Genomic DNA, 15135 nt, shown 5'->3' with positions numbered 1-15135 from the left:
TAGCAAGCCGAGACGCCCCCGGCCAGTCATCTCGCGCCTGCCGCGTCGCAAGCCGCGATGCCGGCGTCACGAACGTCCTATCCATAGAACACGCGCACCGTGACGACGAAGAACAGCGCGAAGCTGACGGGCCAATAGGCCAGCTTCGGCAGGAGCACGTCGCGGTAGGCGATCAGGCGCGGGTGCGGCCCGGGCGTCGCGGTGATGAAGACCACCACGGACACCGCGAGGATCATGAAGTACGCCACGAAATAGAAGTACTCGAGGTAGAGTATCTGCGGCGTCGACACTTCCTCGCGGATCCGCAGGTGCCCGACCAGGGCCACGAACAGCAGCGCCGCGTTGGTCGCGTAGGCGGCCGAGCTGGTGAAGCCGTGGTGCTCGGCCTTCTCCCGGTCGAGGCTGGCGGTCATCAGCACGCCGAACAGCAGCGTGGCGACGATCATCAGCGGCAGCAGGTTCGAGACGAACGCGTCGGTGAAGTTGCGCGTCAGCCGGACCTCGAACCCGAGCTCCGGCGCCTCGCCCTCGGCGGCGAACCCGGGCAGCCCGAAGCCGGTCCGGCGCTCGGTGGTCGCCAGCGAGAACTCGCTGGTCTCCACCGTCCACCCCGGCACCTGCATTCTGTCCCTGAGGCCAGGTTGCAGCGCGGGGAACATCGCATGGTACGCGGAGAAGTTCGGCACCAGCACCACGTCCTCGGTCGGGTCGGCGTGCCACATGCGCAGGACCACGCGGCGCTCGTCGATGGGGAACTTCGCGTAGTCGACCCGGCGGTACAGCGTCGTGCGGAAGTACCAGCCGATCACCTCGCCGCGCGGCGTGTCGACCCGCCAGGCCCGCCGCATCACGTCGTCGTCGACCGGCACCGCGTCGGGGAACACCACCCCGCACTTCAGCTTGCGCGGCGCCGACGGCGGGTAGAGCTGCCAGATGTGCCCGGTCAGGATCACGTCGTGCGGCCCCGGGAACACGATCGCCTGCAGCTCGATCCCCGTCTCGATCCGCACCGGCGGTGGCAGCCCTGCCCGGCCGGTCCGCTGCGTCAGCGCAGCGACGAAGCGGTCGACCGAGTCGGGGTCGAACACCGGCGTCGCGCGCGACGGGTCGACGCCCTCCAGCTCCAGCCGCCACACGAACACCACCCCGAACGCGAACGGAAGCGTCGCCGCGATCGCCAGCCACCACGGGCTCATCGTCGACCTCCCGCCAGCAGCAGCCCTCCGGTCGCGGTCAGCGTCGCCAGCACGGCGACGACGATGTCGATCTGTCGCCGCCGCAGCGACGGCTCGGCCGCGACGATGTCGTCGCGCAGGATCACCGCCACCAGCGAACCGCCCGAGGCCGGGATCGGCGCCTGGATCATCACCGCCTCGCGCCCGGTCAGCGGATCGGTGGCCTGCAGGCTGCCGGTCGCGCCGTCGGCGGCGCGCCGCCCGACCTCGCGCAGCCGCGGATCACCTGTCTCTTCGGCCATCTCATCGGGCGTCCTGGCCGCGCGCACCCAGTCGACCTTCGGGTGCGACAGCGACCGGCCCTCGCGCGACAGCACCCAGGTGTAGCCGAAGCGCCCGGCGGGCAACGACTGCCGCAGCGCCTCGAGATCGTGCAGCGACAGGCTGGCGCACACGTGGCCGCGCGCGTCGGCGCGAGCGGGCGGCGCCCAGGCCCCGCAGTACAGCGTGATGTAGTGCCCCGTATAGGAGCCGCGGATGGGTCCGCCCCAGCCCGCGTCCCCTATCGCGAGCGCGGCGGCGTACCAGTCGGTGGCCCGGACGTCGAGGACGCGATCGAGCCGCACGAAGCTCCGCCCTTGCCCTGCGCGGAGGTCGGCCGGGGCCAGCAGCGCGCCGCCCGAGCCGGGGAACACCACCACCACGCCGAACAGGTGCGGGTGCGTCGCGGTCTCGCGGGCCAGTCGGCGCTCGACCCCGGCGAGCGCGAGCCGCCCCGCCTCGAGGTCGGCCACGAGGCCGCGCACGACCGCCATGCACTCGCGGTGATCGCCTTCGACCGCGGCCGCGGCGGCCCTCGTCGCGGTCGCCACGTCCTCGTACACCGCCTGCAGCAGCGCCGCCCGGGCGCGGAAGAACTCGCGGGCGCGCAGCGCCACCAGCACGAGCCCGAGCGCCAGCACCAGCTCCGCCGCGACGGCGCGCCTGGGACTGCAGGGCCACATCCGCCCAAGCCTACGCGCGGGCGCGGCGTCGGCCCCGCCGCGAGGGCGATCGCGCTCCGTCGGTCGGCGCGCGCGGAGATCGTCGGTCCTCGCGCGCCGACGCGGGCGCGGGTGCGCGGCTCTCGACCGCTCGCGCCCGCGCCGCCCGCCGCGAGCTTCAGCCGCGCTGCTTCAGGCCGAGGCCCGGGTGCCAGATCGGCCGCGTCCCGCGGGCCCGCTCCATCTCGTCGAGCGTGTGCAGCGCCCCCAGGCCGGTGGCGATACATGCCTTTTCGGCCATGTCCTTTTGCGCAGGCGAGATGAACACGTCGTCGGCGCGGGTGGCATAGACCGCGCACACCGCCCCGGCCGAGAACCCGCGCAGGGTCGCCAGCGTCAGCAGGCACGACGTCTCCATCTCGAGGTTCTTGACGCCTTGACGGGCCAGGCGCTCGACGATGTCGGGCTCGCGCGGCGGGAAGCCCATGATCGAGCGGCCCTGGCCGGCGTAGAAGCTCGGGGACGTGGCCGTCACGCCGACGTGCCAGCGCTGGCCGATCGCGTCGGCGGCGGCCGCCAGGGCCATCACCGCCTGCGGGTCGGCGACCGCGGGGTACGAGTCCTCGACGTAGAAGCGGGTGGTGTTCTCGAGCCGCAGCGCGGCCTGCGAGATCACCAGGTCGCCGAGCCCCATGCCCGGCTGGAGCGCCCCGGTGCTGCCGCAGCGGATCATCACCGGCCGCTCGACGCACTGGCACAGCTCGACGATCGCGATCTCGGTGCTCGCGGCGCCCATGCCGGTGCCCATCACGCTGACGCGCAGGCCCTGGTGGACGCCGGTGATCGTCACGTACTCGCGGTTCGAGCGCTCGAGCTCGACCTTTTCGAAGTTGCCGGCGACCCGGCGCGCGCTCGGGGTCGCCGACGAGGATCACGTGGCGGGCCACCTCGCCGGGCTTGAGGGCGATGTGGTACTGGCGGCCCTCCGCGTCGCGGACGTTGGTGGCGGACTCGTAGCCTTGCGTCATGTCTGCTCCTGACCTGTCCCGACGACCCTGTCGAAGGGGACATCTTCGTCCCAGCCGGCGACGATCGCCACCGACGCGCTGGCGCCCAGGCGCGAGGCGCCGGCGGCCAGCATGGCCCGGGCCGCCGCCGCGTCGGCGATCCCGCCGCTCGCCTTGACGCCGAAGTCCGGGCCGACGGCGGCGCGCATCCGCTGCACCGCCGCGACCGTCGCCCCGCCGGGCCCGAAGCCCGTCGAGGTCTTCACGAAGCGGGCCCCGCCGGCCACGCTGAGGCGGCAGGCGACGTCGATCTCCTCGGGGGTCAGCAGCGCGGTCTCGAGGATCACCTTGGTGAGGTGCCCTCCGCCGGCCGCGCCGACCACTCCCTGGATGTCCGCGAGGACAGCCGCCTCGTCGCCGTCGCGCAGGGCCCCGAGCGCGATCACCATGTCGAGCTCGTCGGCCCCGTCGGCCACGGCCTCGGCCGCCTCGGCCGCCTTGATCGCCGGCGTGTTGGCCCCGAGCGGGAAGCCGATCACCGTGCAGACCTTCGTGCTCGCGCCCAGCGTCGTCAGCGTGGCGCGGGCCAGCGCGACGCGGGACGGCTGCACGCACACGCTGAAGAACCCGCCCGCGTGGGCCTCGCGGCACAGCTGCTCGACCTGCGCCGCGGTCGCGGTGGCGCGCAGCAGCGTGTGGTCGATGGTGGCGGCGAGCTCGGCGCGGCGCATCGGCCTCAATCGAGGCACTGACGCAGCTCGTTGTTGATGTCGTTCGGCAGGTCGGGGCAGTCGGCCTCGTCTTCGAGGGCTTCGCCGGCGCAGCCGAGGCGCGCGAGGTCGGTGCAGGCTTTGCTGTTGAGGCAGTTGGCGAGGCGGTTCTGGACCGCGGTGCGGCAGTCGAGCTGCGCCTCGTAGTTGGCCTCGGCGTTCTTGAACAGCGCCTCGACGCAGGCCTGCTCGCCGGCGTCGGGCGGCGCCTCCTCGCGGCACTCCTCCTCCGACGAGTAACCGATGTTGCCGCAGGCGCAGCCCGCCAGTGCCGCGGCGACCAGGGACTCGTTGTAGTCGTCGACGTGCGGGCCGACCCCGCAACCCGCGGCGAGCGCGACCAGGACGGACACGATGGGCATGGAGAGGCGCTTCATGGGCAGTTCGCTCCTGCGGCCGTGACGGGCCGGCGGGCGGACCATAACAGCAGGGACCGCGTGCGACAACCGCGTTGTCTACCCGGTGACCGCCGCCGACCTGGTACATTGCGCGCACGTGATGGTCGCTCGCTGGTTCTGGTCCTTCGCCTTCACCCAGCTGGTGGAGGTGCCGATCTACCTGCGCGCTCTGGGCGGACCCGACCGCGTGGCGCCGCTCCCGTGGCCGCAGCGGGTGGGGCTTGCCTTCCTCGCCTCTGCGCTCACGCACCCCTATGTGGTTCGTGTTCTTCGGGGTGTTCTACTCGCGCGCCTACGAGGACCTCGGCTACCGCTGGCCGTTCCTCGAGGTCCACCGCTACACCATCTACTTCATCCTCGCCGAGACCTTCGCGGTGGTCGTCGAGGCCCTGCTGCTGCGCGGCTGCGGGCTCCGGCGCGCCTTCTTGTGGTCGCTGCTGGCCAACGCCACCAGCGCCGGCCTCGGCTTCTTCAGCCGCCACTTCATCGGCTGGCCCTGACGACATGTAAAGGGACAGGCCCGTCGAGACCTGTCCCCTCAAACATGCCCTATAGGGCATGCCCGATCGCTCAGTAGCGGCGGGCGGGCGGCGGCGGCGCGTACTGGTTGTGGCGCTCGCTGGCGGCCGGGAACGGCCGCGGGTCGTGCGGCGGCGCCGGCGAGTAGTACGGGTCGACGATGATCCCGCGGGCGCGCAGGTTCTCGGCGCTGTCGTAGTAGACCGTCATCATCACGTCGGGCCGGCGCTTGTGGCGGCGCTCGAACGTCACCTCGCGCACCGAGCTGTAGGTCGTCTCGCCGTACTGCGTGCCGAGCCGCGGGCTGCGGCTGTACTCGGCGGCCGCGTCCTCCTGCGCATAGCCGCCCCCGCGCGGGGAAGCGCTCTTGGCCGCCGGCGCGTCGGCCGGCGCGGGCGCGGGCGCAGGCGCCGAGCGGCTCTGGCTCTCGGCCCCGCGGGCGTCGTAGTCGCCGTAGTACGGCTCGTAGTAGGGCCGCGTGGCGATCGGCGGCGGCGGCTCGCGCCGCTGCCTGCGCGGCTGGTTCTCCTTGAACACCGCCACCCCGATCACGCCGACGTGCTGCGGGGTGCCCCAGCGGCCCGAGTAGCTGTTGCCGACGTCGGTGAAGCGGAACGCCGCCACGCTGTCGAGCGACTGGCGGAAGCCCTCGATCAGCACCGAGCCGTACGGCTCGAGCACGTAGCCGCGCTGCGTCTTGTAGTTGCCGAGCTGCTCGCTCACCACGTCGCGCCCGTCGACCGTCACCACCGCCTCGACGCGCTCGCCCGAGTTGTTGCGGACGCGGATGTTGTAGCGCTCGCCCATCTGCCCGGCCACGAACACCGAGCCGCGGTGCTGGTAGGTCGGCAGCGCCCCGCCGTACCCGCTCTCGATCGACAGCGACACCTCCTGGCCCCACGGCGGCGCCACCTGCTGCCCCGAATCGCTCCACGGCCGGTGGGCCTCGGCGACGCCCGGTCCGCAGGCGAACACCGCCGCGCCGAGGAGAAGGGTCGCCATCAGGCCGAAGGACTTGCTGCTGGGTCGTCGCATGATCGTCTGTCTCCGCAGGCCCCGAAACGCCGCCCGGGGCAGGGCGAGGCCGTTCGCCGGCCTCGCGCCCCGAACGCCCCCTGTCCCCGCGGCTTACAGCCGGCGAATCCGTGAAGATCGTCACGCCTCCGGCCCCGAGGTCGCGAGCGCCCGCGCGCTACCCTTCGCAGCCGTGCCGCCCCGCCGCTCCGTCCTCGCTGTCGCGCTCGCCTTTGGCCTGTCTCTCGGGACAGCTTGCAAGGGCCGCCCGTCCGCCGCGCCCGAGCCCGGCGCCGCGCAGGTCGCCATGGGTTCGTGGCAGGAGTGGCTCGCGCTGACGCCCCTGGTCGAGGCCGCTCGCTCGCACGCCGGCCCGACGACCGTCGCCGCGCTCGAGAAGGCCAGCAAGCTGCTCCGCGACGGCAAGGCGCGCACCGCCGACGACACCCTCGCCGCCCTGGCCGACAGCGAGGGCCGCCACTGGATCACCGTCGCCCGCGCCGACCTGGCCGCGCTCTACTTCACGGTCTGCATCCGCGGCGTCGCCTGGCGGCTGGTCGACCTCGACGCCAAGACCCCACCCACGCGCAAGAGCGACTACAGCGAGGACACCAAGCTCGGCCCCGGCGACATCGCCGTCGAGGCGATGCTGACCAACCTCGACGCCGCGCTCACCGCCAAGGAGCCGATCCTCCAGACCCAGGCGCGGATCGCCCGCGCCCGCGCGACCGCCTACGTGTCGCGCTGCCCGCCCTCGAAGGAGGCCGCCGAGATGGCCCAGGGCATCCTCAAGGGCGACCTCGCGGCCCTCGCCGCCGAGAACCACCTCACCCCCGACCTCGCGTTCCTGTGGGCCGGCGTGCAGATGGGCGAGTACTCCGGCGCCGCCGCCAAGCCGTTCCTGCTGCTCGCCCGCGAGGGCGGCTACGACGAGCCGACGATCGCCACCATGCTGGCCGTCATCGCCCTCGAGCAGCGCGAGTTCGCGGCCGCCGACAAGCACGCCGCCGAGGCCGAGGCCAACTACAAGAAGCTCGGCGACACAGGCCAGCAGGCTCAGGCGCTGTTCCTCCGCGGCGAGGTCGCCCGCAACAAGGGCGACCTCAAGGCCGCGCGCGGCTTCTACGAGGCCGCGCGCAAGCTCGACGGCTCGCACCTGCCGTCGCTGCTCGGCCTCACGCGCATGACCCTCGCCGCCGACGGCCAGAGCGCCGCGATCCGCCAGCTCCAGGCGGCCTTCCCGTCGATCCTCCTCGACGGCCCGCTGGTCGCCGACAAGCTCGAGCTCGCCCTCGACAACCTCGAGGCCTACGTCACTCTCCCGGCCGAGAACGACCTCATCACAGTCTGCCGCGACGCCCTCCTCGCCGACGTCGAGCTCGAGAAGGACCTGATGCGCCGCGGCCTGCGCTACTTCTTCGCCGCCACCATGGACGCCCGCCTGGCCGAGTACGACCACGCCCGCTCGCACGCCGTCCTCGCCCGCGACGAGTTCGAAACCGCCAAGCTGACGCCGCCGATCGACATCAACGCCTTCATCGAGCGGCTCGACCGCGTGCAGTGACGGAATGCGCCGCGGCGTCGCCGGGTACCGTCGGCCTATGCGAACAGCAACGGTCCTCCTCTCGCTCGCCCTCGTCGCCGCGTGCGGCGAGGAGAACAGCGCCCCGGTCCAGCCCGAAGTCCTCACCGACCAGAGCGGCGCGGTGTTCGGCTGGGAGTGCGACGACGACGACGTGTGCCGGCTGAGCCTGCTCGAGGACTCGCCGCCGCTCCCCGTCGACGAGTGCGGCCCGAAGCTCGAGCCCGCCTACAGTTATTCGTGGGGCGACATGATCGAGCTGTCGGCCGTATGCGCCGACTCGGAGGGCTGGGTCAGCTTCCCGCGGCTCGGCCGGTTCGTCGTCTGCGAGTCCGACAGCGAGTGCCCGACCATCGGCGACGACGTCTTCGAGTGCAACGCCGGCTTCTGCAAGAACGCCGCCCACGCCGAGTCCTTCGACCAATTGCCGAACCGCTGGGCGATGGAGCAGATCTGCCTCGGCGACATCCCGCGCTACGAGCCCTACGAGGCCTCGCCCGAGCTCGCCGCCGCGATCGACGAGGCCTGCCCCGGCGGGCCCAACGACCCGTGCCTCGACCTGCCGGCGAGCTGCCCCGACCCGCGGGGCTGAACGCCGGCGGAACGGCGCTCATCGCCGCCCGCGGACCTCTTGCACGCCGCTCGCCTGCGCCGCGGCGGGCTCGTGTTAGGCTGCGGCCATGCGACGTCTCGCGGTCCTCCCGCTGTTCGCTGCCGCCTGCATCATCGGCGAAGATCCGGTCGAGGAGCTCAACCCCGAGCGGTTGACCGATCAGAGCGGCGCCGTGTTCGCGTGGGATTGCTCGCAATACGCCGGCTGCGAGGTGCGGCGGATCTCCGGCTCCGCCCCGCTGCCGAGCTGCCGGGGCGACGACCGGCCGTGGTACGGCTACTCGTGGTCGCGCTTCATCTCGATCGACGGCGCCTGCGTCGACCCCCGCGGCTACGGGTCGTGGGACTTCGTCAACGAGTGGAGCCGCATGGTCGTGTGCGAGACCGACGCCGACTGCCCGCAGCTCAACTTCTTCCTCGAGCCCGACGAGTTCGAGTGCCGCGCCGGCTACTGTCAGAGCACCGATCGCGTCGCCTATCCGCCTGCCGCGCTGCCGCGCCGCTTCGAGATGATCGACCTCTGCCTCGGCGACGTCGCCCGCGAGGACGGCTGGAACGACAGCGAGGAGTTCTGGGCCGCGCTCGACGAGGCCTGCCCCGCCGACGCCCCGCGCCAGCCGTGCAAGTCGCTGCCGCCGGGCTGCCCCGACACCCGCGAGTGACTCGTCCGCGAGTCACCCGCGCTCCTCCGAGTCACTGCGCTCGAGCCGCTCTTGCGATGAACCGGTCCTCGCTCGCTTCGAGCGCGCCCGCCAGTCACTCGCTCGCCGAGCTTCAGGCGATGAAGCTCGCGCCCGCGAGCGACTCGAGCCCGCGGCTTCAGGCGATGAGGCCCGAGCGCGCGTCCTCGGGCAGGTGCTCGAGCGCCGCCGCTAGCTGGTCGCGCACCGCCGCCGCGATCTTCTTGAGCAGCGCCTGCGCCTGCTCCTTGTTGCCGCCGGCGTCGATGAACGCGTCGTACTCCACGCGGGCGAACTCCAGCATCACCACGGGACCTGGCTGAAGAGACAGGAGCGGCCACGAGTAGCGCTCGACCGAGTGCTCGGCGTTGGGCGACAGCCGCCAGCGGTTGGCCAGCATGAAGCGGTCGTGGCCCTCGAGCGCCGCGGCGAGCGGCCCGCCGAGCTTGGCGATCACCGCGTCGCGGCTGGTCAGCAGGCGGTGCTGCAGCTTGAACGCCTCGAGCCGCTCGCGCCGGTCGTGCGGCGGGTAGCGCGGGTCGTCGCGGCGGAACGCCAGCCACGACAGGAACTCGTGGTTGTGCCGCCAGGCCAGCCGCTGGGCCTCGATCTCGGCGACCAGCTTGGCGATGCGGTTCGAGTGGCGGCGCTTCAGCGACACGCCGGTCTCGGTCATCATCTCGCGGATCTCCCGCGAGAACAGCGACAGCGAGGTGTGGCTGCGGGTCTCGTCGATCGCCTCGAGCGCGAGGCCGACGCCGAGGCCGACGTGCGCGGCGATCTGGATCGTCGTCACCACGATCCGCTCGTACAGGATCGGCATCACCAGCTTGAGCTCGTCCTGCGCGACCGTGCGCGCCTTCTCGAGCGCCTCCTGCTTGGCCGCGGTCAAGCTGCGGCGAGCTTCGCAACCGTGGGGTCGTACGCCGGGTTGTCCGCGTGCGAGAGGAAGACTTCCCTTGCCGAAGCCATGGGGCGCTAACAGTAAGCAACATCGCCGCGCCTGGCTATAACCTGGCGAGATCCGGCGCGGATCATCGACGCGGCGCACATGCGGGCGGCCGCGCGCGGGCCCGCCCGGCCGTGCGCCCCCCGCGAAGGCGCCCCCGCGGCGCTTCCGACTGTGTAAGGATGGCCCGCTGCCCCGCGTTTTCGGGGCGAGCGCCGGGCGAGACCACTCCCACCCCAGGGACGTTCCCCGCCCCGCCGGAGCCACCCATGCCGCACGCGCGACGCCTCCTCTGTTCGACCCTGTCCCTCGCGCTCGTCACCGCCTGCAACCCGCCGGCGCCAGCCGCCACCGAGGGCCCCGTCGGCCCCGGAGGTACCCCCGTCGCCCCTGCAGACCCCAAGGGCGAGGCCGTCGCCGAGCTTACCAACTCCTCCGGACCGGTCGGCGCGCGCACCGAGGACCTGCCCGAAGGGACATTCCTCGGCCCCGGCGCCAAGCTGCGCGCCGGCCAGGTCCTCGTCGTCCCGCGCGGCACCATCGTCGAGCTCCGCCTCACCGGCGGCACCGTCCTGCGGATCAACGAGGACACCCGCCTCACCCTCCCCGACGCGCCCGACGCCCGCGCCCTCGACCTCGACCGCGGCGAGCTCGTCGCCATCGTCGCCGCCGGTCAACCGCCGCTGGCCCTGCGCGCCGGCGCCGACACCTTCGACGTCTCGACCGGCGAGGCCCGCGTCCTCGCCCGCGGCGACCGCCGCAGCTACGACGTGGTCTATGGGTCAGCCCGCCTGCGCACCGCCGGCCAGGACGTCCCGCTCGGCCCCGGCGCCCACGTCGACACCCCGCTCGCCCCGCAGCAGCCGGCCCAGCCCGAGGTCAGCCTGCGCCCGCTCGAGGACACCGCGTGGTCGCGCGCCTTCGAGGTCGCCGCGCGCATGGCCGACGCCGTGCCCGCCGGCGTCGGCAGCTTGACCGCCCGCCGCGCCGGCAGCCAGACCGAGCTCTACAAGCTCGCGCTCGTCGATCAGAAAGTTCATGTGGCGATCTCCGGCCGGATCGCGCGCACGGAGATCGAGCAGACCTTCTACAACGAGGCCGCGGAGGTGCTCGAGGGCACGTACCGCTTCCCGCTCCCGGCCGACGCCTCGATCTCCGGCCTCCAGCTGCTGGTCGGCAACACGTGGATGAACGCCGAGATGCTGGAGAAGGAGCGCGCCCGCCAGATCTTCAAGCAGATCGTCGACGCCACCATCCCGCGCGACCCGGCCCTGCTCGAGTGGGAGCGCGGCAACATCTTCAAGCTCAAGATCTTCCCGATCCCCGGCCGCGGCGAGCGCAAGATCCGTCTCAGCTACACGCAGGTGCTGCCGGTCGTCGGCGACGACCTGCGCTACCGCTACCCGATGACCGGGGCCAGCAGCGGCGCCAGCGGCACCGAGATCGAGAACTTCGAGTTCGCCATCGAGGTCGACAAGTCGGAGCTGCCGGCCAGCGGCGAGCTCGTCACGCCGATGGCCGCGCTGCAGCGGCGCGACCTCGGCGACCGCGTCGAGCTGGCCACCAAGTCGCAGCGGTTCCGCCCGGTCCACGACCTCGGCGTCGACATCCCGCTGCCCGAGGGCGAGCGCCGCGTCCACACCGAGACCCACCTCGACCGCGACGGCCAGGCCTACTTCATGCTGGCCTTCAAGCCAGATCTGAAGCTCGCCGCCGGCGACCGCCCGCGCCACTTCGCCTTCGTCCTCGACCGCAGCCACAGCACCACCCCCGACCTGTGGACCGTCGCGCGCAGCCTCGTGCAGTCGACCGCCGCCACGCTCGGCGCCGACGACCGCATCACCGTGCTCGCCTGCGACGCCGCCTGCGACGTCGCCCCCGGCGGCCTCGGCCCTGCCTCGGGCGCCCACCTCGCCGAGGCCGAGCGCTTCCTCGACGGCCAAGTGCTCGCCGGCGCCAGCGACATCGGCGGCATGATGCGCGCCGCGGCCGGGGCTCTCGGCACCGATGCAGCTGACCCAAAGGCCAGCCAGGCCGAGCGCGTCATCGTCTACCTCGGCGACGGCAGCCCCAGCGCCGGCGCCCTCGCGCCCGACGAGCTGCTCCGCGACGTCGAGCGCCCGCTGGCCGGCACGCGCGTGCAGGCCGTCGCTCTCGGCGCCCGCTCCGACCTCACCGTCCTGTCGGCGCTGGCGCGCAAGACCGGCGGCGACCTCCTGCGCGCCGACGCCAAGGACGACCTCCGCGGCCTCGCGCGCGAGCTCGGCCTGCGCGCCGCTCTCCCGGTCGCCCGCAACGTCGACATCAGCCTGCCGCAGGGCATGGTCTACGCCCACCCCGAGCAGCTCGCCGGCGTCCGCCCCGGCGAGACCATCACCCTCGTCGGCAAGCTCAGCCAGCCGGTCCACGGCCCGCTGACGATCCAGGCCACCGGTCCCGACGGACAGGTCGTTTCGGACAGGATCCAGGTCGACCTCGAGGCCGTCCCCGGCCCCGACGCCTCGCGCCGGGCCCACCTGCCGCGCACCTGGGCGCGCGAGGAGATCGAGGCGCTCACCGCCGGCCGCGGTCACGCCGCGCGCTCCGAGATCATCGAGCTCTCGCGCCAGTACACCGTCCTCTCGCGCTACACCGCGCTGCTCGTGCTCGAGAACGACGCCATGTACCGCGAGTTCAACGTCGTGCGCCAGTCGGGCCGCACCACCGGCTGGACCGGCAAGATCGAGCCCGGCACGGTCGACGCCAAGGGCACCGTCGCCCCGACCGGCGGCGTGCCGGTGACCACCACCCCGGCCCCCGTGCAACCTGCCCCGAAGGACATGGCCGCCGGCGCCGAGCCCCGGCCCGCCGAGGCCCCCGCGCCCGATCCGGCCCGCCGCCGGCGCCGATGGCCGACGCCGCGAGCAGCACTCGCCTCAACAAGGGCAAGAGCGCCGAGGAGGACCTCTACGACAGCCTGGCGAACGAGCAGCAGCGCGACGAGAGCCGCCGCGCCCGCGGCGAGACCGAGGCCACCCCGGCCGCCGAACCCGAGGCGTCGATCGAGCTCGAGGAGGCGCCCGCCCAGGAGAAGGCCGCCACCACCGCCCCGTCCTCGCCGCCCGCCCCCGCCAAGAAGGAGGCCGCCAAGCCCAAGGCGGACATCGCCGAGCCCTGGGACGGCGACTCGATCGCCGGCGGCTACGGCAGCGGCAGCGGCTACGGCCGTGGCCCGCGCCCGCGCCACCCCACACCTGTCTGGAAGGTCAGCCCGGCCACCGCGCCCACCGCCGCCACCACCGCCAAGCTCGACGTCCTGCGCCGGGCCGTCGACGCCGACCCGACCAGCCGCTCCGCCCACCGCAAGCTGGTCCAGGCGGCCATCCGCGCCGGCGCCACCGACAGCTTCACCTACGCCCGCGCCTGGGCCGAGGCCGACCCCGACCACGCGCCCGCGCTGATGGCCGTCGCCGACCTCCTCGCCGCCCGCTCCGACCCCGCCGCCCCGCGCGCCTACGCCTCCGCCGCCGAGGTCAAGCCGTTCGACAAGGCGCTCCACCTCCAGCTCGCCCAGGGCTTCGCCAGCAAGGGCGACCTCGCCCGCAGCTGCGCCCACCGCCGCGCCCTCGTCAGCATCGACCCCGCCCGCGCCGGCTACCGCGTCGACCTCGCGCGCTGCCTCTCGGGACAGGGCTTTACGGACATGGCCCGAGAGACACTCTGCCGCGCCCGCGCGCTCGACCGACCTCACCAGGGCCCTGCGCGACCTCGACCTCGGCACCCTGCGGCCGCGGCCCCTCGACCTGCCCGGCGGCGGCGACCTGCACGCCAGCCTCGTGTTCACCGGCGCCGGCGACGTCGACATCGCCGTCGTCGACGCCAGCGGCCGCCGCCTCAGCGCCCTCCGCCCCGACGGCGTCCTCGTCGCCGAGACCGCCAACGCCGAGGAGCTGATCTACCGCACCGTCCGCAAGACCCTGGCGATCGAGGTCTCGCGGATCTCCGGCCAGGGCGCGGTGACCGGCCAGCTGACCCTGCGCACCCCCACCGTCACGCGCACCTACCCCTTCACCCTCGACCAGGGCAGCTTGCGCCTCGCGACCGTCGGCTACAGTCTCAACTACGGCCGCGTGTACTACTACGAGTGACGCACGACCGCCCCTCCGCCGACCTACCGACGTGCCCGCTCGTCTCGCCACCGTCCTCCTCCTCGCCGCCGGCCTCGTCGGCTGCAAGACCGCCGGCCGCGCCGGCGCCTCCGAGCCGGCCGTCGTGCTCGACCCGGAGGGTCCCGGCACGACCGGGGTCGGCGACCTGCCGATCTTGCGGCAGAAGGCCGCGATGGGCCTCGTCGACGTCGTCCGCGCCGAGCTGGCCCCGCGGCTCGCGGAGGCGCCCGCGGCCGGCCCCGACCCCGGGCGCGACGCCCTTCGGGCCCTCGCCATCGAGCTCGCGCTGCGGCAGGACGACCAGCCGGCCGCGCTCGAGCAGCTGCAGCTCCTCGCCCGCGACCTCGACCGCCTCGGGCCGAGCGCCAGCGGGGCCGAGCGGGCCCGCTGGCACATCCTACACGGCGCCCTGCTGAGCGCGCAGCAGCGCTACGCCGAGGCCCGCGGGCAGGACCTCGAGGCGCTGGCCGCCATCGACCTCACGCGCGAGCCCGGGCTCGCCGGCGACGCCTTCCGCGGCCTCGCGCGCGGGCAGCTCGGCCTCGGCCAGCCCGACAAGGCGCTCGAATCGGTGCGCCGCGCCATGGCTGTCCACAAGGACAGCCTCGCCCTGTTCGAGGACGGCGTGCTCGCGGTCGACATCCTGCTCGCCGCCGGCCAGCCGATCGAGGCCGTGATCACCGCCGGCAAGCTCTACGACGACGCCATCGCCACCGTCGGTCCCTCGACCCTCGCCCACGCCGAGGCGCTCGCCGCCGCCTCCTCGGCCACCTTCGCCACCGGCGACCTCGAGGCCGCCATCACCTTCCTCACCGACGCGCGCAAGATCTGGGGCGAGCTCCAGGCCGCCCGCAGCGACCCCAGCCTGCCCCTCAGCGCGCACCTCGAGCGGCGCCTCGGCGAGCTCGAGGTCGTCACCCAGCGCGCCTCCGCCAACTCCGCCGCGCCCGCGAAGTAGCCGCAGCGCCAGACTCAGCGGCTCGCCCCGCGCTGGCACACATGTCCCCGAGGACAGCTCGGGCCGCGCCACCGCGTCGGGTCGGCCTCGCTCGGCCGCGCGATCCCATGGCGCGAGACACGGCCGACCTCTGCATGACGGCCGAACCGCCATGAGTCCCGAAGGGCAATCGAGACTCGGCGCACCTCGCGTGGCAGCCGAGCCTGCCGCGCGGCAGCGTTGTCCCGTGTCCCGCAGGCCAGCCATGATCTCGCCGCACCTTCTGCGCCGCCGTCGGCGAGCCGCTCGTCGCGGTCGCATCGCACCGGTCCCGCGGACAGCGAGTCGCCGCCGTCTCTCT

The 15135-nt window shown here is 73.4% G+C and carries 15 protein-coding genes; 8 read left to right on the top strand and 7 right to left on the bottom strand.

All coding sequences use genetic code 11. The features are described from left to right. Positions 1-77: 77 nt before the first annotated feature. The 3 genes from OV079_RS46675 to OV079_RS46665 all read right to left on the bottom strand — a co-directional run bounded on the left by OV079_RS46675 (position 78) and on the right by OV079_RS46665 (position 3008). Positions 78-1196 carry a hypothetical protein gene (locus tag OV079_RS46675; protein ID WP_267776469.1) on the bottom strand — a complete coding sequence of 373 codons (1119 nt, stop codon included), beginning with the start codon at positions 1194-1196 and terminating at the stop codon, positions 78-80. Further along, positions 1193-2179 carry a cache domain-containing protein gene (locus OV079_RS46670; protein WP_267776468.1) on the bottom strand — a complete coding sequence of 329 codons (987 nt, stop codon included), beginning with the start codon at positions 2177-2179 and terminating at the stop codon, positions 1193-1195. The genes OV079_RS46675 and OV079_RS46670 overlap by 4 nt, the downstream gene beginning before the upstream one ends. Positions 2180-2336: 157 nt before the next feature. Further along, complete coding sequence (locus tag OV079_RS46665; RefSeq protein ID WP_267776466.1) at positions 2337-3008, bottom strand: nucleoside phosphorylase; 672 nt, start codon at positions 3006-3008, stop codon at positions 2337-2339. Here OV079_RS46665 and OV079_RS46660 point away from each other — a divergent pair. Continuing rightward, on the top strand, positions 2998-3198 hold the full coding sequence (locus tag OV079_RS46660; protein ID WP_267776465.1) for a hypothetical protein: 201 nt from the start codon (positions 2998-3000) through the stop codon (positions 3196-3198). The genes OV079_RS46665 and OV079_RS46660 overlap by 11 nt on opposite strands. Here OV079_RS46660 and deoC read toward each other — a convergent pair. Continuing rightward, a complete protein-coding gene (gene deoC / locus OV079_RS46655) occupies positions 3183-3896 on the bottom strand; it encodes a deoxyribose-phosphate aldolase (protein ID WP_267776464.1) in 714 nt (237 codons plus the stop codon). The genes OV079_RS46660 and deoC overlap by 16 nt on opposite strands. Positions 3897-3901: 5 nt before the next feature. Further along, entirely contained in the window at positions 3902-4312 is a 411-nt protein-coding gene (locus OV079_RS46650; RefSeq protein ID WP_267776463.1) for a hypothetical protein, read from the bottom strand. Positions 4313-4587: 275 nt separating this feature from the next. On the opposite strand from OV079_RS46650, the gene OV079_RS46645 reads away from it, so the two are divergent. After that, complete coding sequence (locus tag OV079_RS46645) at positions 4588-4833, top strand: hypothetical protein (RefSeq protein ID WP_267776462.1); 246 nt, start codon at positions 4588-4590, stop codon at positions 4831-4833. 70 nt (positions 4834-4903) lie between these two features. On the opposite strand, the gene OV079_RS46640 is transcribed toward OV079_RS46645, so the two are convergent. After that, positions 4904-5887 carry a hypothetical protein gene (locus OV079_RS46640; protein ID WP_267776461.1) on the bottom strand — a complete coding sequence of 328 codons (984 nt, stop codon included), beginning with the start codon at positions 5885-5887 and terminating at the stop codon, positions 4904-4906. Between the two features lie 172 nt (positions 5888-6059). Between OV079_RS46640 and OV079_RS46635 the strand changes: the two genes are divergently transcribed. The 3 genes from OV079_RS46635 to OV079_RS46625 all read left to right on the top strand — a co-directional run bounded on the left by OV079_RS46635 (position 6060) and on the right by OV079_RS46625 (position 8722). Continuing rightward, positions 6060-7430, top strand: coding sequence for a tetratricopeptide repeat protein (locus OV079_RS46635; RefSeq protein ID WP_267776460.1), 1371 nt, complete (start codon positions 6060-6062; stop codon positions 7428-7430). 37 nt (positions 7431-7467) lie between these two features. Then, positions 7468-8040, top strand: a complete 573-nt coding sequence (locus tag OV079_RS46630; RefSeq protein ID WP_267776458.1) for a hypothetical protein — start codon at positions 7468-7470, stop codon at positions 8038-8040. 88 nt (positions 8041-8128) lie between these two features. Beyond that, complete coding sequence (locus OV079_RS46625; protein ID WP_267776456.1) at positions 8129-8722, top strand: hypothetical protein; 594 nt, start codon at positions 8129-8131, stop codon at positions 8720-8722. Positions 8723-8879: 157 nt separating this feature from the next. On the opposite strand, the gene OV079_RS46620 is transcribed toward OV079_RS46625, so the two are convergent. Further along, positions 8880-9632, bottom strand: coding sequence for a hypothetical protein (locus OV079_RS46620; protein ID WP_267776455.1), 753 nt, complete (start codon positions 9630-9632; stop codon positions 8880-8882). A 326-nt stretch (positions 9633-9958) separates the two neighbouring features. On the opposite strand from OV079_RS46620, the gene OV079_RS46615 reads away from it, so the two are divergent. The 3 genes from OV079_RS46615 to OV079_RS46605 all read left to right on the top strand — a co-directional run bounded on the left by OV079_RS46615 (position 9959) and on the right by OV079_RS46605 (position 14795). Continuing rightward, on the top strand, positions 9959-13129 hold the full coding sequence (locus OV079_RS46615; RefSeq protein ID WP_267776454.1) for a VIT domain-containing protein: 3171 nt from the start codon (positions 9959-9961) through the stop codon (positions 13127-13129). Positions 13130-13504: 375 nt separating this feature from the next. Beyond that, complete coding sequence (locus tag OV079_RS46610) at positions 13505-13816, top strand: hypothetical protein (protein WP_267776452.1); 312 nt, start codon at positions 13505-13507, stop codon at positions 13814-13816. A 31-nt stretch (positions 13817-13847) separates the two neighbouring features. After that, positions 13848-14795, top strand: coding sequence for a tetratricopeptide repeat protein (locus OV079_RS46605; RefSeq protein ID WP_267776450.1), 948 nt, complete (start codon positions 13848-13850; stop codon positions 14793-14795). Positions 14796-15135: the final 340 nt, after the last annotated feature.

This window comes from Nannocystis pusilla, from assembly GCF_026626665.1.
Lineage (GTDB): Bacteria > Myxococcota_A > Polyangia > Nannocystales > Nannocystaceae > Nannocystis > Nannocystis pusilla.
This window is presented reverse-complemented; position numbering and strand designations above follow the sequence as displayed.

Bases quoted from the DNA above. Each gene is read 5' to 3' on its own strand.
- OV079_RS46675 (WP_267776469.1), bottom strand. From the start codon at position 1,196: ATGAGCCCGTGGTGGCTGGCGATCGCGGCGACGCTTCCGTTCGCGTTC.
- OV079_RS46670 (WP_267776468.1), bottom strand. From the start codon at position 2,179: ATGTGGCCCTGCAGTCCCAGGCGCGCCGTCGCGGCGGAGCTGGTGCTG.
- deoC (WP_267776464.1), bottom strand. From the start codon at position 3,896: ATGCGCCGCGCCGAGCTCGCCGCCACCATCGACCACACGCTGCTGCGC.
- OV079_RS46650 (WP_267776463.1), bottom strand. From the start codon at position 4,312: ATGAAGCGCCTCTCCATGCCCATCGTGTCCGTCCTGGTCGCGCTCGCC.
- OV079_RS46645 (WP_267776462.1), top strand. From the start codon at position 4,588: ATGTGGTTCGTGTTCTTCGGGGTGTTCTACTCGCGCGCCTACGAGGAC.
- OV079_RS46640 (WP_267776461.1), bottom strand. From the start codon at position 5,887: ATGCGACGACCCAGCAGCAAGTCCTTCGGCCTGATGGCGACCCTTCTC.
- OV079_RS46630 (WP_267776458.1), top strand. From the start codon at position 7,468: ATGCGAACAGCAACGGTCCTCCTCTCGCTCGCCCTCGTCGCCGCGTGC.
- OV079_RS46625 (WP_267776456.1), top strand. From the start codon at position 8,129: ATGCGACGTCTCGCGGTCCTCCCGCTGTTCGCTGCCGCCTGCATCATC.
- OV079_RS46615 (WP_267776454.1), top strand. From the start codon at position 9,959: ATGCCGCACGCGCGACGCCTCCTCTGTTCGACCCTGTCCCTCGCGCTC.